Below are 25,414 nucleotides of genomic sequence, written 5' to 3' on the forward strand. Positions count from 1 at the left end.
TGCCCGGCAGCCCTTCCAACCCACCCCCCATTCATGAAAGCAATGATACCCCATGACAACCGTTTTCACGGCATTAATTTCCACTCCGGCGCTGGAGTGCAGGCACCGCGGGTCGGGCGCTCGCTTCTGGCGTTGCTGATCGGGATTTTGGTGTTGTCGCTGCTCGGGCGCGTCAACGCACAGACTCACAGCTCCATCGGCAACTGGACCTTGAACAACAATGGCAACTGGAGCCTGACCACCAACTGGGGCAACCTCGACGGCGGCACTGATTACCCAAGCGGCCAGGACGCATTTGCGAACTTCAGCACCATCAACATTTCCGCCAATCGCACAATCACGCTGGATGTGCCGGTGACACTGGGGGATTTGAGCATCGGCGACAGTTCAGGCGGGCAGAGTTACACCATTCAAAGCGGCACGCTGACATTTAATTCTTCGGGCGGGATTTCGACGATCACCAAAACCGACGGCGGTGGCAATGACACGATCTCCTCCGCCATCGTGCTCAACAATGAGCTCGACATCACGAATTTCGACATCTCCAACGGCCAGGGACTGCTCCTCACCGGCGTCATCTCCGGTGGCACCGCAGGTCAGGTGACGATCAAATTCAGTGATGTGTCCGCGCCTGGTGCGGATGGATCTTTGAACTATCTGTATCTCAACAATGGAAGCAATTCTTTTGCAGGGCAGCTGGTGGTGGATTCGGGGCTGCTGCGTTATGAGGCGAACCCGCGTGCAGCCGGTGCCCGAGGGGTGGGCAATGAGACCATCGCCATGGGCGAGGGCGGCATTGATTTGCGCGACCAGGATTTCAACTATCAGTCCGACGACACGGAAATATTCATGATCGCCGGCCGTGGGCCCAACGGTCTTGGCGCGTTGCGCAATACGGCGGGCACAGCATTCCTGTCCCACCTTGTGGTCACGGATGATGCGGTGCTGGATTCGCAGGGAACGATCGTGCTGGAGCGGCGTCTCAATACTGCGGGCACGGCAGGGATCGCGCCCATTCTGGATTTTGGCGGCAAGAATCTGACGAAGATCGGCGCCGGTGATTTCATCATTCGCGGGGTGGACGTGTTGAATGCGAACGGTGCATCACTGACGGTGAATGAAGGGGAGGTTCGCTTCGAATCCCGTGGATTGATCAGTGGGACAGGCACATCGGCAGGGATCAATCTGAACGGCTTGACGGTGAACCTGGCCTACAACCGGAATCCTTATGACAACCTTGACCTGGCCAATGGCAGCCGCACGACGGGTGATCTCTTTGGCAATAACATCTTCCAGACCGCCCTCCAAGGCAATGCGGTGATTGATGCGCGTTTTTCAGTCGGTTCCTATTGGGGTGAGAGTGTCACCGGGACAGGCGCCCTGGCAGAGCAGACGAAGGAGACGCTGAGCTTTGACAGCATGATCTTCAATTTTAACAACGGGGTGTTTCAGCGTGAGGGGAACGGGGAGGTGGGACGGACGTTTGACCACATCTTCACGAACGTCACGATCAACCTCGTCGGCGGCGGCATTGGCCGAAATGCAACAGGCAATGGCAACCTGTTTGACCTCAGTGGCGGCTCCGGCAGCTACAACAGCACCGCCGGCTTCTTTGACCACCCGGGTGTGACGGAGTTTGACGGTGTGTTTGATAACATGACCGGAAGCAACGCCGGCACGGGGTTCACTGTCCGAGGCTCCCGTGAACTGCGTGTCACGGGCAACAGCACGAATTTTAACGGAGACGTTCTCATCAAGCAGCCGACGGGCCGCTGGATCAGTAATTCCTTTGATCGCGGCAACGGTGGTCAGGCTGGATCGGTTTATTTCAACATGTCTCTGGCGGGTGCGGGTGGCAGCCTCAACCATGCAAACTCCATCACGCTCACGCGATGGGGATCGCTGGCCTTGCTGAACAACTCCGACAACGCGGTCTATGCCAGCGTGAACAACGACGACCGCCTCAATGATGCGGGCTTCACCAATCTGCGCAATGGCTACCTGCTGCTGGAAACGGACACCACCGTCACCAATCATGAAAACTTCGGCCACGTGGTGGCGGATTTCGGCACCAGCGTGCTCTACCTGGACACCCGTGCGGGTGGCAGCTTTGACGGTTCGTTCCAAACCTTCACGCGCAACAACGGGGGGGTGCTCAAAATCTACGACACGAACCCGTCCCACACCTGGGGCATCGGAGGTGGCGATGATCGCATTGCGATCAATGACACCACCGGCCTCGTCACTGTCGGCGCTAATGCGCCGGGCACCACCTCCCAGAACATCGTGGTCGGATTGTTTGGCGGCGTGGTTCCCACCCTGCAGACGCCCACCATCGGCAGCTACACCCGGCCGCTGGAATCCGTGCAGGGCAGCTACATGTACAGCGGTGGCGGCACGGGACTCATGACACTCGACGGGGGTTTTCTGCGTCCGCTCACCGCTGCGGAATATGACACCGGGCTGAATCCGACCGCTGGCACCAACTGGCTCGTCAATCGCTACATCGCTCCTGTCACCGGGGTGGAAAACTACGGCGACGTGAACAATTACTCGGGCCGCAATGTGACAACGGACACCGCCATCAACTCGCTGACGGTGAGCTTTGATGCCGTGGCATCCTCACAGGTGGTGGGGACGTCCACCAAGGATTACATCATCATTGAGCAGGGAAAAACGCTCAAGATCAACTCGGGTGTCATCAACTTCACCAGCTTCATCGAGTCCAACAATGCGAACATGGAAGGAGTGATCCGAGGAGGGTTCCTCGACATGAACGGCGGTGTGGCGTTGATCAATTCCAATGCTCTCTGGCATGACCTCGATCGTGATTCGGTGAACTGGTATGAATTCATGACGGGGAACAGCTCGTACATTCGTTCTCACATTGTGAATGTGACTGATTTTGTGAGGACGGGGCGCAACACGCTGTATCTGGACACCTGGAACACCTTCACAGGCAACATCTACAGCAGCGACCAGGGAGCGCTGGATGTGCGGCATACAGGGGCATTGGGAGCGGGGGGCATCGGCCGCGAAGTGCAGCTGGGTGGAAACTCGGCATTGATTCTTGAGTACGGCACCAACATCAGCGGCATCAATCTGCGTGCGACCAACACGTTTCAAGGATCTGCCGCCGTATTGCGGGCTGAAGGGGCGACCCACAGCACCTGGGGCGGGGATGTGATTTTGGATGTGGCGGACGCTGCGGGCAGTTCAGAATTTCAGTCCTACACCATCACCGCCCGCAACAACGGGACGCTGTCGGTCTATGGGAACATCTACACCGACAACAACGCCAACCTGACGGACAGTGACGCCTACGCTGATCCTCCCATTGTCACCACCAATTTCGGCGAGGCCTACACTTTCAATCTGCGCGGACAGTTCCGTGACGTTGCCACAGGCAATCTGAGCACGGACCCTGCAAACGCCGCCATCACCTCCATCTTCCGCACCGGGGACTCCTCCACCCGGCTGGATGCGAACCACTCACTGCGCTTTCAGATGACGGGGCATGATGAGGGGAATGTGAATGTCTTTCAGCAATGGGATGCCACTGGGCGCATGGATCTCAACCGGGGCTACTTCCGCATTCTGTATGATCCGAACGCCGCGGGCAATGACGGCACCGGATTCCTCACCGACGGGGCGGATGCGCTCATTCAGGGCAATGACTATTGGACTCGTCTGGCGCTGGGTGCGGATGGTGCCGGAACCAACACCTACCACACGCATCTGCTGCTCACGAAGGACGGTCAGGTGCTGAACTGGTCGAACCAGATTTATGTGTACAACAACAACCGCGACGGCACGATCAGCATCGGCGGTGAAAACACCAGCGGCACGGTTTACATCGGTTCCCAGGACGGGGCGTCCAACTACACCCTCTATTTTGAAAACCAGGGAGGAGACCGTGACCTGCGTTTCCTGCAGTCACGCGGTGGCAGTACGGTGGTCAACGCGCGTCTGTTTGACAATGGCACGAGTGTAAACTCCAGCGCATCCGTCATCGGCCCAGGCACGGTGATCTTCAATGCAAACGCCGTCGGCGCCTCCACCGTGGAGCGCTGGAACTTCATGGGAGGTGAGGCAGTCTGGCAGGCGAACCCAAGCAGCGGGAGCCTGTTGGGAGACAACCGTTTTGGCGTCACCACCGCACAGGTCTTGTTTGGGGGGGGGGGGTTGACCTACATCGGAGATACAGTGGCCAATCGTACGGAGAACCTCACGGGCAACTTCCGCCTGCTCAATGGTGAATCCGGCATCAGCGTGATCGCCGGTGCGGGGCGCACCGACACGCTGAACCTAGGTGCGGCTGCGGCTGTCTTCACCAAAAACCAGGGAGCGACGCTGCGCTTCACCGAGAGCGGTTCGGGCACCGGCGTCATCACGCTGCAGGGCACGGGACTCACCAACACAGGCATCATGTCCTATGCCACTTATGGCACCACTCCTGGTGTGGTGACCGATTTCGCGAGCAACGGGGCTGCAGGTGCCATCGGTGCATTCGACGGCTATGTGACCGGAACTGCCGAAAGTGATTTCGTCAGCGGCAACACGGTGGACGTCACCAGTGACGTCAGTTTCAGCACGGCAGCGGCCCCGGACAACCTGCGCATCAATGCGCCCGTGGATCTGACGCTGGACGGCCAGACGATGACGCTTGGCGGCGGGGCGATCCTGATCACTTCCAACAACAGCGGAGCCAGCAGCATCAGCGGCGGCGTGCTCACGAGCACCTTCGATGGCAATCTTGGGGGCGCAGGCACTGTCAGCGACCTGATGATCCACCATTTCGGCACAGGTTCACTCACCATTGGCGCGACCATCGCCGACAGCGGTGCAGGCAAGGTAAACCTTGTCCTGGGCGGCACGGGCACCACCATCCTCACTGCGGCCAATACGAACACCGGTGAAATCTACCTCAACAATGGTGTGCTGAGCATTTCGAGCGAAAGCAATCTGGGCGCCATCAATGGCAGCATTGTTGACCTCACCCGAGTGAGCAACGGCGGCAACGGAAGCTCCTCCAGCACGGCCGCTTATTCCGCCAACACGAATGCATCCATCGTTTTCACCACGGCAAATGCTCCTACGACCGCTGCCGTGGGCACCTTCAACTCCAGCACCACGGTGGTCACCGCCACATCCTTGACCAGCGGTGGCGCGGGCTACACCACCGGAGTTTGGGCGAACTTGGATGACCCGAACAGGACGACGGAAAATTCGGCGGGAGTCTGGGCGATCCTTGACAGTGGAAACCTCCACTTTAACGGCGGGACCCTGGCGGTGACACAGGATGTCACGCTGAATGGTGCACGCACTTTGTTCCTGGGTGCCAACGGCGCCTCCCTCGATGTGGCAGCGGGCAGGACCCTGACCATCAATGGCTACATCACCAGCGAGATCAGCCAGATCAGTGCGGCAAACGGCTACACGGCCAATCAGCTTGGGGGCGCGGATGATCCTGCCAGCAATGGGAATCCCGACATTGGCGATCTGATCATCCAGGGCGGGGGCACGGTGGTGCTCACGGGTGCGCCTGACAACACCATCCGCGCCAACATGTTCAACAGCTACGGCGGCACCACCTGGATCAACAATGGCACGCTGAAGATTGCCGGTGCTGGAAGCTCCGCCTTTGGGGCGCTGGGCACCAATCGTTCGTTCATCGACGGCACGATCATTGGGGGGGGCGGCACGCTGGAATTCTCCACCACATCTGATCCCTCCCTCTATGAGTGGCTCACTTTTGGTGGCACCGGCTATGAGGGCCGCGGCGCTGTACTGACCACCGGCACCGGCCGCGTGGTGAGGCTCAACGGCCAGATGCAGGTGAACAGCCCGACCCTCTTCAACCTCGCCAGCAACACCTATGGCTACATCCGTCTGGGGGAATTTGGCGGGGCGCTTTACGGCAGCGGGGACATCCTCCGCACCGGGGCCAATGAATTTGGCTTCTATCTCAATGCCCCGGACTGGACTGGGCGCTTCCTCAGCGGCAGCGGCACCAGCCGTGTCTCCGGGGTGGGGAGTCTCCAAGGCATGATGGGCATGGAGCTGGACAGGAATTCGTTCTTCTTGTACAGCGGCGGCAGCACCAGCGTCGATGAATTCCGTGATCGCTTGAATGACAATCTGGTGATCACCAGCAACGGCTACACACGCATGCGCATTGAAAACGCAGCGGGCGTGTTCTCCGGTGAGGAAAAGGTTGGCGTCGTCAATGTGACCGGGGGCGTCTTTGGCATTGAATTTGCCCTGGGCGGTGACGTCATCAATGGTGGGGTGCGTCTGCAAGGTGACTATGCGGCCTGGCATTTCACCGACATCGTGCGCAATCCGGGCGCCACCATCATGGTGCGCAACTTTGACCCCGGCATGGACATCTCCTCCGGAGTCACGGATCTGGCAAACCGTGCGCTTGTGCTGGTGGACAATGCACCCACACTCAGCGGCACTGGTGATGGCACCAACGGGAACACGGCGATCATCGCGGGTTTCTTCGGCGGCACCCGGCCGACGCTGCTCAACACGACCACGGGCATCGCATGGGATGAGGACCGCACTTCACGCTACCTGATGACTTCGGTCTTGAGCACCAATCCGATCACAGGTGCGCCGGTGTACTATCTGCGTCCGCTCTCGGACGCGCCGGGATCCACCGACTACAAAATCGTCAACGATGCAGGCACCGCCGCTGCATCCGCCGGGCCGCTGGATCTCACCACGGCAGGCATCAGCGCGGATCAGAACGTGCGTTTTGTCGGCATCACGGATGACGCCATCGGCAACGGCTTCACGTCCCGCGTCAACTCCATCCTCACGCTGGATTCGGTGGTGGAGGCCAATTCGGTGACTTTTGCCACCGATGCGACCGCCACCAACGTCAACGGCGCCGGCAATCAGGTGAATCTGTTCATGACTCAGGGCGGCACCTTGAGGATCAACTCCGGGGTTCTGATGTTCGCCAACATGGGCACGATGGACAGGCTGGGCAACAGTTCAAACACGGGCATCAATCTCGACATCAACAACTACATCATCGGCGGGAACCTCGACTTCAATGGCAAGGAGGCGATCATCTATGCCGGCAGCGAGTGGGCGCAGTACAACGTCTCGGGCAACACCGCCTACAACAACACGGATGGCGACAACACGACCGCGATCATCCGCACCAGCATCTACAACACGGGTGGCAACGGCTTGACGAAGACGGGCGCCTCAAGCGTGACTCTGGAAGCCGCCAACTACTACACCGGCGACACCACCGTGAACTATGGCAACCTCTATGCCCGCCATGACCAGGCGCTGGGGTTGAGCACCCGGATGAACGTCACCGGCGGCGGCAACTTCATTCTGGGCAACAATGCGCGCATCATGGGCGTGGACCTCTACATCGGACAGCTCTACGGCAACAATCTTGCCCTCTATGCGGAAGGTGATGGCGCCGAGTGGGGTGGGAACGTGATCATCGACAACGTGGACTCGACGGGCAGCGCCGGCGGCATCACTCGTAATTTTGTGCCGCGCATTGAGGCCGCCTCCTCGAACACGGTCTTCCACATCAATGGCAATCTTTATGGCGGAGACACGGTGGTGATGCCAGGCGCGCAGGCCACCTCCCGTGTGTTCACCACCTACACCGGTGCCTCCTACAGCACATTGGACTTCATGGGGCAGATCCGGGACAAATCCACCGGGGCGGTGAACCTCAGCGGCGGGGACACGCTCAATGATGCGCTGCGCATGGAAGTGGCGGCGACCACCGACACTGCCAACGTGCATCTCTACCAGCAGTATGACGCCGCAGGGCGGATCAGCATCGTGCGCGGGGTGCTGCGCTACATGGGCGACGGCAATTTCTACACCGACGCGGCTGCACTGGCGATGGACCCGAACAGCGAACTCTCGGGCTTCCAGATGGGCGGACGTTCCCTGATCGACAGCAACGTGGGCATTGGTGCTGCGGACGTTTCGTTCTTCCTGCACAATGACGGCACCACGTTCAACCTTTCCAGCTGGAATGTGGGCGTGGACACCACGGATCCTGACAACAGCCTGGGCAACAGCAACTACGGCTTTGGCAACACCACCGGCAACACCAGCCTCGGCGGTGAAAACATCAGCGGCACCATCACTTTCGGCACCGGCACCGGCAGCATCCGCTTCACTCAGGCGGATACTCTCTACAACCGCAATCTGAACCTCTATGCCGCCCGCGGCGGCACGGTGGACATGAAGGTCAACTTCCTTGACGGCGGCAGCTTCGTAAACTCCTCCATCACCAAGGTTGGAGCGGGCACGGTGCGTCTTCTCGGCTCCAGCGCCGGGGACAGCACGGTGGAGGCGCTCAAGATGCTCGGTGGTACTCTGGTGCTGACCGGCTATGATGTGAATGCGAGCCGTCGTGTCGGCAATGGTGCTGCGCTCACGCTCAGTGGCGGCTATCTCATTGTGGATGCCACGGCAGGAACGGCCCAGGAGGATTTCAGCGATCTCACGCTGAATTCTGGCGGCTCGCGCCTTGCTGTGCGAGGCAATGCCACGGTGAACATCAACTCCTCCATCACGCTGAATCCTGCTTCAGGCGTCACCATGGCATTCGTGGAAAACAGCGGCGGCGTCATCAACATCTCCGCCCCCGGACTCACCACCACGGACGGTGAACGCTTCGGCTACTGGGCGGTCTACGGCAATGTGCTCGGACAGATCACCGACTGGGCCGCACGCGAAGGCACCACAGGTGTGAAGGCCTTCAGTGCCTATGACGTCAACGCGTTTGCCAGCGGCAACAACACCGAGGTGACAACCTCGGCGAACTTTGCCGCCGCCACCGCCACCAATTCGATCAAGTTTGGTGCGGCCGCGAATTTGAATCTCGGCGGGAACACCCTGACCGTGGAAAACGGAGGCATGCTCGTGAGCTACGCAGTGGCAGGGGCGGTGAACATCTCCAACGGCACGCTCACCCGGAACGGGGCGGGCGACATTCTGCTGCACAACTATGGTGCCGACATCACCACCATCTCGGCAAACATCACCAACAGCGGGGCTGGTGTGGTGAATCTTGTGACAGGCGGAGTCGGCACGACCGTGCTCAGCGGCAACAACACCTACACCGGTGACACCTACATCAATGGAGGCACGTTGCAGATTTCCAGCGAGTCGGCTCTGGGGAGCATCAGCGGCTCCATCGCCCGGCTGGTGCGTGAGAACAACGGCTCCAACAATGGTGCCAGCAAGACGAATTCGGCACTCTTCTTCCTCGGCGGTGGCAGCGGTTCAGGAGCAGCCGGTGTATATACCACCAACAGCAGTCAGAACGTGACAACGACGACGCTCAATTCGGGGGGCAGCGGCTACACCAGCGGCGTATACGTCAACACGCTCTCGGGTGGAACCGGGAATGCAGGCATCTGGGCCATTCTCGACAGCGGCAATCTCCACATCGATGGCGGTACGCTGGCTGTGACTGACGACATCACCCTGAATGGCGCGCGCACCATCTTCCTTGGAGCGAGTGCGGGGACCTTTGACATCACCGCCGGCAAATCGCTGACCATCAACGGCTACATCACGAGTGATGTGACCGATTTGATCCCCGGAGATGACAATCCGATCGAACTCACCCGTCCTCTCGTTGGTGGTCTGGCTGTCGAAGGTGGCGGCACTCTAGTGCTCACGGGGGCGCCGGACAACACGGCGCGTGAAAACATGTACAATGGCTACAACGCCCTGACCTCGATCAACAACGGCACCATCAAAATCGCCGGTCTGGCCTCCTCGGCCTCTAATGCGCTGGGCACCTACGGCGGCTGGGCGGACAGCACTTACATCGGGCCAAATGGCACGCTGTTGATGAATGTGACCAACACGGATGTGGGCCTCTACGAATGGCTCACGCTGGACGGCCAGGGCTACCAGGGCGGCGGCACTTTCCAAAGCGTCACCGGCAACACCGGCACCACGCGTGCCTATTATCTGCGCGGTCAGATCAATGTGCTCAGTGATGCGGTCTTCAACCTGCGCAACGGCAGCAACATCTACCTCAACAACGGCGGCGGCGAAACCTACGGCTCCGCCAACATCATCAAGATCGGCCAGGGTGAATTCCGCTTTTATTCGAACGAATCGAATTTCACCGGCAGCTACATCAACGCCTCCGGGACCGTCCGCGTGTATGATGCAGGCCGCATCATGAGCATGGCCAGCATGACCCTGGAGCGAAACAGCTTCCTTGGCTTGAACAATGACAACACCAGCTCGGATGAAACCCGCAGCCGTCTCGGAGACGACATGCCCATCTACACCAACGGCTACGTCCGCATGCGCATTGAAGGATCCGCAGGCGTGTTCTCCGGCATTGAAAAACTGGGCACGGCCAATGTGATGGCCGGCCAACTGGGCATCGAGTTTGACATGGGCGCGACGCTCGCTGGCGGTGTGCCGGTGTTGAAAGGAGAATACGTGGGCTTCCACTACACGGAGATCGTGCGAAATCCCGGCACCAGCGTCCAGTTGCGTCTGCTTGATCCCGGCACCTCCTTTGCCGACAAGAATTTCAACGCCGCCGTGCCGTCCAATGCCAATGGGAACATCGCCGTGGTTCAGGTGGACGTGCTGCCCACGCTCAGTGGCACGGGGGATGGCAGCAATGGCAACGCCGCCGTCGCCGTCGGCTTCTTTGGCGGTGTGCGCCCGAACTGGTTCAATCTGGCGGGGACGGGCAGCATCTTCAATGAAGACTACATTGCCAATCGTCTGGTGACAGTGGACACCAACAGCGCGGGAGACCACTTCCTGCGTCCGCTGCTTGATTCAGAATACAAGGTCGTGGGAAATCCGGACACCACGCAGACGACCTCCATCAAGCTGGAGGACCAGGGCATCAGCGCTGATCAGAACCTCAAGATCGTCGGTGTGACCAGTGACAGCCTCGGGGTCAATGAATTTACCAGTCGCCAAAACTCCCTCCTCACGCTGGGCTCGGTGGCTGCGGATTGTGCGCTGCCCAGCGGCATCAACATGGTCATCAACTCCCTGACTTTTGCTTCTGAATCCTTCGGCAGCGGAATCAATGGCAACGGGAACTGGACCTCTTTGATCATCGCAGACGGCGGCACGCTCAGGATCAATTCCGGCATGATACAGATGTACAACACCGGCGCGCAGAATATGCACGGTGCCGCCTACAACGCGAACAACAACATGGACATCCGCAGTTCCCTCAACGGTGGTTCCACGGACTTCAACGGCATGGAGGCTCAGTTCAACATCGGCAGCATCTGGGCGCACTACAACACCACGGACGCCATCAACGCCTACAGGGCGACAGACTTCGACAACAACTACTTCTACATGAACTCCAGCATCGTGAACGCCACCGGCCTGGTAAAGTCCGGCGGTGCTTCGCTGTTCCTGAACGGACCCAATTACTACACGGGACTCACCACCGTGAGTTATGGCGCTATCTACGCCCGGCACGACAAATCTCTCGGCAGCAGCTCGCAGGTAAACGTGACAGGCTACGGTACCTTTGTGCTAGGACTCGGCTCGCGCATCACCGGGGTGGACCTCTACGTCGGCGCGCTCGCCGGCATCAACACCGCCCTCCAGATTGAAAACAATTCCGTCTGGGCCGGCAATGTCATCATTGACAATGTGGACTCCGGTGGTGCCACCGCCTACGCACGCAGCTTCCTCCCGCGTATTTTCAGCAACACCACAGGCCTTGCCAGCATCGACGGAAACATCTACGGCGGTTCCACCGCCATTGGCTCCGGCGCCCGCACTGACTCCCGCATCTTCAGCACCTACACCGGCGCCTGGGGCCTGCTTTATCTTAATGGCGTGGTGCAGGACAATGCGGCAGGTGCGCTCACCGGCCCGATCGACATCTTCAACCAGTCCCAGGTTCTGCGCATGGAAGTCACCGCCAACAACGATGAATCAGCGGTGCAGATCGGCCAGCAGTACAACGCCGCAGGCCGCATCAACATTAATCGTGGTTCTCTTTATTTTTCCGGCAACGGCAATTTCTACACCGCTGCTGCCGCCTCCACAGTGAACTCCGCACCCTTGAATCCGATGATCGGCCTGCAGATGGGCGGCAGATCGCTCACGTCTGACAGCGGCCGCGGCGCGGCAAACCTGGCCTTCTTTCTGCTCAATGCGGGTGCGAATTTCAACCTGATGTCCTGGCAGGTCGGTGTGGACACCAGTGATCCCGACAACCTTGCCGGCAACTACGTTTACGGTGAAGGCAACACCACCGGCAACACCACCCTCGGCGGCGTCAACTCCACCGGCACGGTGACCTTCGGCACCGGAGACGGCAGCATCCTCTTCACCCAGGCGACCACGGCTTACACCCGTGACCTCGGCTTGTTTGCCGCCACGGGTGGCACAGTGAACCTCAATGTGAATCTGGTGGACGGTGGCAGCCTTGTGAGTTCCTCCATCACCAAGCTCGGCGGCGGTCAGGTCAATCTGCTCGGCTCCAGTGCAGGAGACAGCACGGTGGAAGGCGTGAATGTCATGGGCGGAATTCTCGCCCTGGCCGGTTATGACACGAACTTGAACCGTCGTGTGGGCAATGGTGCCTACCTCACCCTCGCGGGCGGCACCCTCGCCATGGATGGCAGCACCGCCTCGTTCACGGAAAACTTTGGCAGCCTCAAGCTCAACCAGGGCGGCAACGCGATCGCCGTCATCGGCAATGGCGTCAGCAATTTTGGCACCCTCAGCATCGCGGGCACGTCCATCACCCGTGCAGCGGCCGGCACCATCCACTTCCAGTCCATCGCTGGTGGCATCATTAATTTCTCCAATGCGGCCATGAAGAGCAAAACGCGTATCGGCTCCTACGCGACCTATGGCGCCAATGCATCCAACACCGCCTTCGCCACCGACTGGGCGGCGACGGATGCCGCGGGCAACGTCATCGCCTACACCGGCTACTCGGCCGACAGCTTCGGCACCGGTTTGCAGACTGACGTCCAGAGCGCCGGGCTCACCGCTGCCACCACGAACTCGATCCGCTTCAACACGGCGGCGGGCACGATCACCAGCGGCACGCTCGTTCTGAATGAAGGCGGCCTGCTCATCACCAGCAACTACACCACGGGCACCCCCATCGCCGCAGGCGTGGGACTGACCACCGTCGGCAGCGGGATCGACTTGCTGATCCACAACTACGCCACCGGCGTGGTCAACTTTGACGGCAGCATCACGGGCGCGCAGAACGTCGTGTTCACCGGCACCGGCGAGCTGGCCTTCACTTCACCGAGCAGCGTCAGCAGCTCTGTGGTCAGCAGCACCACGGTGAACAATTCCTACACCGTCACCGTGGGCAGCACGGCCGGACTGACGGCGGGAATGGATGTGAGCGGGGTGAACATAGCCGCAGGCACCAAGATTCTGAGCATCACCAATGGAACGACTCTTGTGCTCACCAAACTGGTGACCGGAGCCGGCACCAACGATCTGACCTATTCCTCCACATCCTACACCCCAGCAAACACCTACACCGGAGCCACCCACATCACCGGATCGGCTGTTGTTTCGATCAACAATGTCGGGGCGTTTGGTTCCACCTCCGGCTTCCTGCTCAACGGCGGCACGCTGAATTACTCGGAGACCGGCGCCACCAGCGCGGCGCTCACGCAGAACATCACGCTCGGCGGCAACAACGGCATCATCAGCGTCTCGGATGCAGGCAGCACGCTGGTCATCCGTGGGGCGGCGAATCAGATCTCCTCGGAGGTCAACAACATCATCGCCGCCTACGGCACGAACAATCCCAACGCCGGTGGTCTGCAGATCGTGGGCTCAGGCACCGTTCAGTTCGGCGACCGCAGTGGATTCTTCAACAGCACCACGGAAGATTTGCTGGGGTTGGTGAATAATTACACCGGCCTGACGATTCTCGGAGACGGGGTCAACGCCCTGCGCGTGGACATCCAGGGCAAGGGCAACAGCAATGCCCAGTATGTTCCATTCGGCACCACCCAGTCCTGGGCGGATGGCACCATCATCAAGAACAACGTGACGGTTGAGTTCTCCATGGTTCGCGATGCTTCGCGCACCGGGCAGCTGCGCTTCCGCGAGTGGTTCCAGATCGGGGAGCAGGCGGGTGATCAGATTCTGTTCGACGGCAGCACCCAGCGTCAGCCCACGTTTGACGGCATTCTCAACATCATCGGTGATCTGACCTTCCAGACCCAGGGCAACCGCTATGGCGATGCCGGCAGCACCGGCAACTCCGAATTTCTCATCAATCCCAATGAGGGCGGCATCATGGGCACCGGCAACATCATCAAGCTGGGCGACGGCAACCTCCGCTTCTACACGCCGCTGCATGAATGGACGGGGGATCTCGACATCCAGGATGGCTTTCTCGGCCTGCAGATGAACTCCGGCGCGATGTTCAACCCGACCGGAAAGATTTACTTTGGTGATTCGACAGGGGTCCAGACTTCCTCGATTCAGATGCGCATCGAAAACCGCTTCTACGGCAACAACACCATTGGCATCGATGCACCTAACATGGACCTGACCGTCAACCGTGACATCATTGTGCGGGATAACATCAAGCAGCTGGTCAGCATTGCTGCAGGCTATCTGCCCACCGGCGGCATGATTCATTTCACCAATGAAATCAACGTGGGCAGCGGTTCATCAAGCTATGTCCGATTCTATTATGAGGACACCAGCAACCTGGATGCCAGCCTCACAGGCCATGTGCAGCAGACGGTCTTTGACATAACAGGGAATATCATCGGATCCAACGCCCTCTACCTTGATGGTAACAATGCTGGAGCCCTGGCCAACAACGCGACTTTCACGGTCTGGATGCGCGGAGACAATTCTGGTTACAGCGGGGTGATCACCATCGGCAATGACAACGGCATCACGTTCAATCCGGGGCGTAATGCCACTCTGCGTGTCGGCGACCAGGCCGGACTGAGCGAAGTGACGGTATTTGGAACCGGCGGCTCGATCGGTTTCCGCAACTACGGCACCCTGCAGCTTGCTGGAAACAGCATGACCTTCACCAAAAATTTCCTGTTCACCGGAGGGATCGGACTGGAGACAACGGCGGGAATCGAAAACGCCTCTGACACTGCCGCGACGATCACTTTTGATTCGGGCACGCAGGCGGGAGTGACATATCAGGACATCGGCATCGGCCTGCGCGATGGCGCGGCGGCGTCGGTCTTTGGTGGCGGCACAGCAGGGTTGACGGTGGTGAAGGTGGGTGCGGGAGACACGGTTTTTGGCTACAGCACAGGCGGCGGTGCCGTGCCAGACTCTTTCAGCAATTACACGGGGGATACTTTGGTGCAGGAGGGCACCTTGATTGCGGGGTCCAACAACTCCTTCTCGCCTTACTCACGGTTCATCGTCAGCGACGGCGCGACCCTCAGTCCCTACTGGGATAATGCGGGTCTGGGCTTTGATGTCACCATTGGCTCGCTTATGGGCGGAGCGGCAGCGGCTGTGAACATTGACGGCGGGGCCTCCCTCAAAATCGGGGGGGACAACACCAACGATGCGGATTTTGCGGGTGTCATCAGCGGCGGCGGAAATCTCTACAAAGTTGGAGGCGGGACGCAGACGCTCTCGGGGGTGAACACCTTCACAGGAAATATGGCGGTGATTCAGGGCGCGCTGATTGGCAGCAATAACAGCGCTTTTGGGGATGTCACCAATAGCATCAATCTGGGGGGCTTCATTGGTCTCGGCAACGGTCTCCTGGATGCCAAGGTGGAACTGCTGCTTTCTGGCACGGCGGATGCCGTGGTCAATCCGGTCACGATGAACTGGTATGATGGCAACGACTACGGCATCACGGTGATCGGCACGCGTGAGACAAGCGGCACCTTCGGCTTTGGCACGGGGGGCACGGTGGATCTCTTTCAGGACATCTCGACCAATGTGTTCTTTGAAGCGGATGGAACTTCCATCTTCAAGTTTGGGGACGCCGTGGGCGATGCGGGCTCCTCTGCCGTGACCAATGTTGTGAAGATCGGTTCTGGCACGGTGGAGCTTCACGCCTTGAACAGCTATGGCATCGCCGGCACCGCCGGCAGTGTGATCGACGGTGGCACGGTGATCCGTCATGGCACCATCAGCATATTCGACAACAATTCTCTCTCCTCCACCGTGGTGGAACTGGGAGACACAAGGTATGACCTGAACAGCGCCTATCTGGCAACAACGAGTTCGCTCATCACCAAGACCACCGGCAGTTTTGATCCCGTCGGCAATGGCGCCAGCGGAGCGGGCAGCGGAGCCTTCCTCAATGTCAATGCCGTGGTGGATGGGGTGACGATCACGGCTGCGGATGTGGGCAAGCGCATTCTGGTGAAGAACGAGAGCGACCACCCCGAGTATAATGGTGTCTATCAGGTCGTGAGCGTGGATGGCAGCTGCGGCCAGATGAACCTGGTGCGCGTGGCTGACTTTGATACCACGAGTGAAATGCGCTATGGCTCCAGCATCGCCATCACCGGTGGTCTGACGCAGGCGGGGCTGCAGTTCTTCCAGGCCTCTTCGGATGTGGCCAGCGTGAACACCGCCACGACAGATCCGGTGCACTGGCTGCAGGACATTACAGACGCCAACCTGGCCCTGCTGGCCGCCAATGGTGGCATGAACATCATCAATGACATCGACATCAACGACACCAACGGCAGCGGCAGCACGACCCTTGGCGGCACCTTCATCAGCGGCACCACTTACTTCAGCGGCAATGTGACGCTGCAGCATTCCACCCTTCCGGGCGTGGACAACATCCGCGAGCTGACACTCGTTTCCTCCTCCAATGATGATGCAGGGGGCGGTGAAAAGGGTGTGGTGATCTCCGGCGTCATCTCTGAAGCTTCACCTGGGGATGTGCTGAGCGTGAACAAGCGGGGCTCCGGCACGGTGACCTTCACCAGTGACAACACCTACACCGGCAAGACCACCGTCACCGAAGGTACACTGGCGCTGGCGGGAGACGGGGCGGTGTCTGGCACCAGCTGGATCGAGGTCAACAATGGAGCCACCTTTGACTTCTCCAACACCAATGCGGTGGACATGACTTTCGACGGGCCCGTCAGTGGGTCAGGCACTGTGGTGACTGGTGTCGGCAGCCTGATCGTCGGCACCAATGGCGGGGCCGGAGTGCTGCGACCCGGGATGTCTTCGACTCCATCGAGCATCGGCATTGCGGGAGACCTCATCGGTGTGCTGACCGTGGATGGCAACGTCGTGCTCACGGGCAGCACCAGCGGTGTGGATCGTCTGACCCTGCAGATGGGTGCCGCCAACGGGGCTGACTACAATGACGCCGCCAACATCTCGATGCACCTGGGAGCGGGGGATTTAAACACCTATCTCAATTCGCAGGGCAGCTTCTATGACACGCAGACCAGCGGCAATCATGACCGCCTCGTAGTCACCGGTTCCTTCACCCTGAATGCAGGAGGTCAAGTCGCCTTTACCAGCAGCGGCACGGATTACCAGCCGGTGATGGGGGATGTGTTCAATCTGATCGACTGGTCCAGCCTGACGAACAACGGCTTTAGTTTGGGGAGTGATGGTTTCAATCATCGCGGTGGCGGTCTGTTGGGAGATCTGGAGCTGCCTGATCTAAGTCTCTCCGGGCTGTTTTATGACACGAGCCTCTTCTCCAGCTATGGCATTATCGTGGTGGTTCCTGAGCCCGGGCGGATGCTGCTGCTGCTTTTCGGCCTGACCGCCCTGTTCTGCGGTCATCGCCGCCGTCGTTGATCTTAATCTTGGGGTTGCAGCTGGTTGTTGAGGCAGCGTTGGACAAGCCTGCGGGCACATGAGTGATCATGCGCCCGCAGGCTTTTTTCTTGTACATTCAGGGGTGGGCGCGCTGGTATAAAGTCGCAGGGGGATGATGATACATGGTAAAGCCAGAGGGATATCGCTGCAGGCTGCGGATATTTTATTTTCCGACTGAGCATCCTGCTAAGAAAGTTCTGAAAGAGGAAGGCGCTGAGATGCCGGCACCTGCACCACAATGAGCCCGTACGAAGGCGGAAACATCGGCCGGGTCGAGTAAAAACGTGAAGGTAAGCAAAAGCTGTATTCAAAAATAAAATGAAGCTTGGCGAGTTTGCACGCTCAGGATGCACGCATGCCTCAACCACGGCCCCATAGGCAAAAATAACCCAATCGGACAAAATGCATTCAAACAAAAGAACTGCTGTGAAATCACTCGCAGCTAATCCGTCCAGATCATGAATACATCATCCATACAAAGTATATCATCGCAAGGAGGTGTTGCGGCCTCTGGCAGCAAGCTGCGCCGTCGTCGTGCGGTGGCTCTCATCACAGTGCTCAGCGTGCTGGCATTGGCCATGGTGCTTCTCACCGCGCTGCTCAGTGCCACGCGCGTTGATTACAACTCCACCGTGGCGCAGGTGGAGATCGCCAAAGGGCAGTTGCATGCCGACTCCGTCATCAATCTGGCCATCAGTCAGATCCAGCAGGGGGTGCATCAGGACACTGCCGCTACGGGGGTCGAAATCTGGTCTTCCCAGCCGGGAATGATCCGTCAATACAAACAAGACGGCACTCTCCTGCGCGGGCTCAAGCTCTATTCGGACAGCAAAATGGTGGCGACGACCGAGGCGGAGATCGCCGCAGACACACCGCCGACAGACTGGGACAAGAAGCCTGCGCAATACGTGGATCTCAACGAGCCTGTCGCCCGCCTGAACCCGAACGCCCCCGCAGGCCCGCCCCGGATGTTTTTCCCGATCATTGATCCACGCGCCTATTCGCAGACTGCGAGCCGATCGGTGGAAGGCTTCAGCTACTCCACCTTTGCCAATGGTGCTTCAGGCCAGACTCTGGACGGCGTGGTGGCTCCGACCGGCGGTGGCGATGAATCCCAGCAGCGTGTGCCGATGCCGGTGGAGTGGCTCTACATGCTCAAAGATGGCACACTGGGACATCTCGATGTTGACGGAAAATTTGTGAGCAGCAGTGGCGGCGGGCAGACCGCCACACGGGATAATCCTATGATCGCCCGCGTGGCCTTCTGGACGGATGACGAATCCTGCAAGATCAACATCAATACCGCCGGCGAAGGCACGCCATGGGACACGCCGCGGCTGTATCATGAGCGTGACCTCGAATGGGCGCAGTACCAGCCGATGTCGTATGAATATCAGCGTTACCCCGGCCACCCTGCCTCGGTGTGCATGAGCACCGTGCTGTTTCCCGGCCAAAACATGAGCCCGCTGAAAACGGACAAGACCAACTTCGAAAAGGCGCTCACCTACAAGGAGGCGATCTATGATCTTATGCCCAAAATTCTGCCGGGCGGTTCCAAGGCCGGTTCGGTGCTCGTGCCGGTGGGCCAGAATTTCTCCCCGACCAACTTTCAGGCGGTCCAGACCGCCCTTGGCGAGCGCCTGTTTCCCAGCGTGGACGAATTTTTGCTGCGCGCCACTCCGCAAGGCAACGGCCAGCGCAATGAGATCAATCTCGGCACGAACCAGATGTGGGCGGGATTGCAAAACTACGAGGTGGTGGAGCGTCTGCGCCCGTTTTTGACCACGCGCAGCCGTGCGTCCGAGGCCAATCCGTTTGGCTATCCGAAGATCAGCATGTGGCCGGTTAATCGCACGAATTCTACACGCTACCGCACGGCGTTTGACAACACCATCGTGAACTGCTCGCAACTTGCAGGGAAGGATTATTTTTTTGTCCGGCAGGACTGCACCAGCCAGGACGAACTGATCGGCATCACCCGCAACATGCAGCTCTTTAACTACCTCAAGACGCTGATGAGCCAGCCCATTCCCGGTTTTGGCGTCTCCGACGCCTCCTTTCTCACCAAATACGGCGACAACCTCCCGCAGATTCTGGTCGAAATCTTCGACTACATCCGCTGCACCAATTTGTACGATGAAAACCTCGTCGAGCGGAACGCCGGCTCCAACAACCCGTCATTCAACGCTGGCCTGCCGAATGCACGGACGATGTCGGCCAGCCAGCGCGTGCAATATGGAGCCTTCACACCGATGCGCAATTCGACCGGGAACAGTTTGCCGGGGCATGGCCAGGTCATTCCAACCGCGCTGCCGAAGAGCAAGGGCCAGGAGTACCGCGGCATGGGCCGCTTCTTCACCATCAGCGAAGCGGGGCTGCATTTCATCGCCTGCGCCCAGGGCACCGCCAAGGCCGGCGGGTTCAGCGCCCCGAAACTCCAGGCCAACAGTGCCCCCACCTACAATGCGCCGACCTGGAAAGGGGATGGCGCCTACAACACCGCGCCGAACTGGGACAACTCAGCGAACTGGTATTCCAACTTCCCCCCCCTGAGTGAAAAAAACAGGAATCCCACGAATGGATTCTACAAATCCTTGTATCCCACCGGCCATCAGCTCGAAGGCTATGATGGGAACAAGACCGGCTATCCGGGCTACAACCCGATGAACTGGAACTGGACGCTGGACACGGACACGCCGCTGCAAGACGGCGTGAAACGTGTGCAAGCCATCCTCCTGCTGGAATGGTTCAGCCCTTCCGTGGGCTGGACGCTCATCAATCCGGACTTGTGCATTACGGTGAAATCCAGCCTGACGTGCAACGGCAAGCCCATGTTTCCCACAGCCGCGAGCCCCGTCATCATTCGCCCCTTCCAGCACATGAGCGCTGGCAATGGAATCTACCAGCGTGGCGGCACGACTTCATACCGTGCATTTCTGCAGGGGCGCAAGCTGCCCGGCAGCTTCACGGGCAACATCAAACCTGACATCGGCTACACATCCTACGCCAGCCAGGCGGGTGCGCTGCAGAACTGCAACCAGTACAACCTGGTCAGTGATTTCTTCGATGTTCCTGCGGGAGGTGCCATCCCTTTCCAAGGCGGCGACCTGGTCGTGACGATCTCTACCAACGACAGCACACCCAAGCTGCTGCAGACCTTAAACTTCAGCTTTCCTCCCGCGCAGTTTCCCACGCCTACTCTGGCGACGAAAAGCGAGCAAACGCAAACGGGGACCAATGCCAATGGCACCGTATGGGTGCATCATGCGGTGGCCGCCCCTTACTGGTGGTCATTTAATGTCGACGGTGCCTTGGGGCGCAACGTTAACGGGGACGTGGTAACGAACCCAAAAGGCACGGGAGGGAGCGCCAATCCCTGGGAAATGATTGGAGGCAGGTTCCGCTACGTCGGCAATGAAATCGGCAATTATGGCGACACCCCAGGCACAGGCATTTACTTCCGCGGAAATCTGGCGATTCCTGACGACACCCTGCAATCTTTGGTGCTGAGGCACGGGGATCCGCGCCTGACCATGGGGCAGTATGAGGTGCCGGCCACCGAGTTCCAGCAGCACAGGTATTACGGCAGCAAGGCTCTGGCGCACAACATTGTCCTGTCGGGCTGGAGCGTTGGCCCCGGTCTTGATCGTGGCGAAGACAAGAAAAGCTCTCGGTTGGTCAAGGGGGCCAACTACTCCCCCGGCTTCCTCCCCGACCACCCCTACACACCAGCCACCGGGGCGGGATTGCAGAGGTATGGCGACTTTGACCGTGGCATCTCCAACCAGACTGACGGCGCCTACATCAACAAGCCCGATGAGGGGAACACCTACAGTGAGATCTCCACTAATAACGGTCAGCAACTGGTGCCCTACTTCTCCCAACCTTGGAGTGCCTGGATGGGGGGCTCCACTTACTTCTCACCGAACCGCCAGGTGTCGTCGCCGGGCATGTTTGGGTCATTGCCCACCGGCGTTCAGGGCACTACTGGCACAGGTGGCGAGAGCCGTGTGCCATGGCGGACGCTGATGTTCCGGCCGCAGACCTGGAGCACAGCCATGGGGCAGCAGGCCCACATTGGCGCACCCAAGGTGCTCAAAGGCTACGGCAAAAACGGCCTGCCGAACCAGGGCATCGACCCGCCCGACTACCTCTTCATGGACTTCTTCTGGATGCCGGTGGTCGAACCGTATGCCATCAGCCAGCCGGGTTCCACGGCCGGCAAGATCAACCTCAACTACCAGATGGTGCCTTTCCGCCACATCCGCCGCGCCACCGCACTGGCCGCTGTGATGAAAAGCGAACTGCTGACCGCCGTGCCGGTCAACGACGCCAACTACTATCTGCGTCAGCCCCCCAGTGCGCCGTCTAGTGAGGCGTACACCTGGTTCTGGCAGGAGGATGGCAGCTCCCGAGGCAACAAATTCTGGCACCGTCAGATCAACACGGATGCGACGTTGAAGTTGTTTGATGAACGCTTCAGCTCCGGCTTCGCCTTCATCTCCCCCGCACAGATCTGTGAAATGTTCCTCCTGCCCAAGCAGACCAACAGCTCCGACACCCTGGTGCCGAGCACTTGGCCCACAACGAACAAGACTCTGAAAAGCAGCATCGATACCTTCTGGCAAAATCACGCTCTCACCGCCGACAATCTCAAGGAGCGCCCCTACACCAACATGTATCCGCGTCTCACCACGCGCTCCAACACCTTCCAGATCCACATGCGCATTCAGACCATCCGAAAAGCGCGCTCGGCGGATCCCGCGCAGTTTGTCACCGGCGTTGACACCATCGGCTCCGAGTACCGTGGCTCGGCGCTGATTGAGCGCTATCTCGACTTCAATGACCCGGCTTTGGACAAGTCCAAAAATCTTGATTACGCCACCGGCAATCCGCTTTCCAAACCGTCCCTGGATGATCTGCACCGTTTCCGCGTGCTTTCGCAAAAACGTTTTGATCCTTGAACCCTCCGCCACATCGAACTCATGAAAACAATGGCCAAAAGCAAGCACTGTATCCGGCGCTTCAGCCGCCTGTCAGCCGCCTTTTCGCTGGTGGAGGTGACCATCGCGGTCGCCATCGCCGCGCTGGGCTTCCTCACCTTGCTGGGGTTGCTGCCGCAGGGAATCAACATGGCCCGCAATTCGGCGGAGATGTCCGTGGGATCCAAAATCATGCTGAAGCTCAGTGGCGAGATGCAGTCCATGGCCTGGAACAGGATCACGTGGACGGGCTTCGGGCCGCTGCGCTACTTCACCAATGAGGGACGGGAATTGACTGTGGCCAACACGAGTCAGGAAGACCTTGCCTCTTCGCTCGCTTTTGTGGCCTCGATTTATGTGCCGCAAAAGCCGCTGGATGTTTATCTTCCCGCAGGCGCCAGCGGCAGCGGAAACAGCACGGCGGAGTCCTACCTGCGACGGGTGAAAATCTGCATCGCGACGTCGGCCGATCCTTCCTTTGATTTCAATTCAGCGTCCCCGCTGCGCATCACTTCCTCCTACGCCCTCATCGCCAAGATGGGGGACTGAGGCCGCAGCCAGTTGCAACCCACATTCTGACTTATGAAACCTCTCCATCTCAAACAACGGCGGCATGGATTCACCCTGATCGAAGTGTCTCTCTCCATGGTGATTCTTTCGATCATCCTGCTGGTCTCGGTGCAGGTGCTTGGCCTGACTCAGCGTGCGTGGAAGCGCGGTGTGGCACGCGTCGAGCAGTTTCGCGAGGCTCGCATGGCTTTTGACAGCATCACGGAAAATCTCCGGCAGGCCATCTTAAACACCTACCAGGCCTATCAATACAACACCGGGGACAAGCCCACGATTCCCACATCGCAGAGCCAGTCTCCCACAAAATACATCCGCCAGTCGGAACTCCAGTTTGTGACTGGGCAGGCTCAGACCTTGCTTCCCGGTGCGCAGGCAACACAGCTCGTGACTCAGGCGATGTTTTTTCAGGCGCGTCTGGGGCTGAGTGACCGGTTGGGATACGAAGGGCTCAACCGGCTTCTGTGCGGACGGGGTTACTTCATCATGTACACAGGCAATGATGCCTTTCGTCCCCAGCATGTAACCACCCAAAGCATGCGCTTCAGGCTCTGGGAATACCGTCCGACGGCGGAGGAGAACACGGTTTATTCGGTCCAACCGGGCCAGTGGTTCCTTAAGGCGCCCGCCAGCGTCATCACCGCCGCTGAGACTCTCACCACACCTGCGGACACCCGGCCCATCGCCGAAAACATCCTCGCCTTGATCATTTCCCCCCAGGTGACCGCCGATGACGCGGCTCTAAAAAAGACCACCCCGTGGTGGATCGCGCCGAAATACGCCTATGACTCCACCCAGCTTCTCAATGTGACCACCGACAGTCCGCAGGGGACGCAGCATATGCTGCCTCCAAGAGTGGCGGTCACCCTGGTGGCCATTGATGAAGCCTCCGCCCGCAAGCTGGCGCTGAAGTATCCTGACACCATGCCGCAGCTGATTCCCCCCGGGGCCTTTACTCTGGCCGACAACAAGCAGCAGGATCTCAAGAACCTGGCGATCAAGCTCCGCGCCGAGCAACTCAACTACCAGGTTTTTTCCACAACCATCAGCATGCGTAATTCGAAATGGGGCCTTCTCCGATGAAAACAATCTTTCCAGTTCAACATTCGTCCTCCCGCTTGGGCAGGCATTCTCATCCTGCCGGCTTCAGCCTGGTGGAATTGGTCATCGTTGTTGCCATCATGGTCATGCTGATTGCCGTGGCCACGCCTTACACTCTGGGTGCCTTGCAGTCCGCCAATCTCACGTCTGCAGGAGACACCCTGATGCAAAAGCTCGCCATGGCCCAGCAGCGATCTCTGACAGAGAACCGCCCGGTCGGCCTGGATTTCTACTATTACACCGAGGACAACGTCCAAGGCTGCCATGCCATCCAGATGATATCCTACAATCCTGCAACCAATCAGGTCACGCAGCTGGAGCCTCCCGTTTACTGGAACAAGCAGAGCGTGGTGATTGTTGAAGGCGCGCTCTCTCCGATGTTCAGCATCAATCAGACACCGATCAGCACCGGTCAGGCCACGCAGAATCCCTTTAAGTCGCTTAACGCGACGTATTATCGGGTCATTTTTTATCCGAATGGTTCCACGAGTCTGCGGGTGCCGCTGCGCACCGCTTATCTCACTCTGATTTCCACCAAGAGCTACAAAGCAGATCTCTCCACGGCTCCTCCCGATTACTACACGGTGCAGATTGACCCTGTGACCGGGCGCGGGCATTCGTACCGCCCGTAATTTGTTGGTGAGTGGATACTTGATCTCAAGACAAGGCGGCACAACGCTGATGCATTGGTGTGGTTGCGATCTGATCTCGACGACATGCCATCGAGGCGGAAGCGTGTTAAGACGTGGAAGCCTGGCTGCTCTTTTGATGCCCAGTGGCGATCATGTGTATGCCCCATCAGGGGCTGCCTTGGACTTCGGCAGGAAATGGTCGGTGACGTGCACCTCGATAAAGAGCCGCCCGTGGAATTGCTATTGAACCAAGCATTCTGGAGAAATTAAGTGCGGTGTGGTCAAGTCTCGTTAATGCAAGAAGTGTCAACTCACAAACCCTTG

At 59.1% G+C, this 25,414-nt stretch carries 5 protein-coding genes; all 5 read left to right on the forward strand.

Annotated elements, in window-relative coordinates; all coding sequences use genetic code 11:
- Window positions 1–33 precede the first annotated feature (33 nt).
- The 5 genes from AC24GY_RS02485 to vccD all read left to right on the forward strand — a co-directional run bounded on the left by AC24GY_RS02485 (window position 34) and on the right by vccD (window position 25,090).
- Window positions 34–17,787, forward strand: a complete 17,754-nt coding sequence (locus tag AC24GY_RS02485; RefSeq protein ID WP_487680006.1) for an autotransporter-associated beta strand repeat-containing protein — start codon at window positions 34–36, stop codon at window positions 17,785–17,787.
- Between the two features lie 479 nt (window positions 17,788–18,266).
- A complete protein-coding gene (gene vccA, locus AC24GY_RS02490) occupies window positions 18,267–22,772 on the forward strand; it encodes a Verru_Chthon cassette protein A (RefSeq protein WP_487680008.1) in 4,506 nt (1,501 codons plus the stop codon).
- Between the two features lie 21 nt (window positions 22,773–22,793).
- Entirely contained in the window at window positions 22,794–23,339 is a 546-nt protein-coding gene (vccB, locus tag AC24GY_RS02495; protein WP_487680010.1) for a Verru_Chthon cassette protein B, read from the forward strand.
- A gap of 33 nt (window positions 23,340–23,372) precedes the next feature.
- A complete protein-coding gene (gene vccC, locus AC24GY_RS02500) occupies window positions 23,373–24,440 on the forward strand; it encodes a Verru_Chthon cassette protein C (protein ID WP_422323548.1) in 1,068 nt (355 codons plus the stop codon).
- Window positions 24,437–25,090 carry a Verru_Chthon cassette protein D gene (gene vccD / locus AC24GY_RS02505; RefSeq protein ID WP_487680012.1) on the forward strand — a complete coding sequence of 218 codons (654 nt, stop codon included), beginning with the start codon at window positions 24,437–24,439 and terminating at the stop codon, window positions 25,088–25,090. The genes vccC and vccD overlap by 4 nt, the downstream gene beginning before the upstream one ends.
- The last annotated feature ends 324 nt before the right edge of the window (window positions 25,091–25,414 follow it).

Source organism: Prosthecobacter sp. Pr1 (assembly GCF_057652315.1).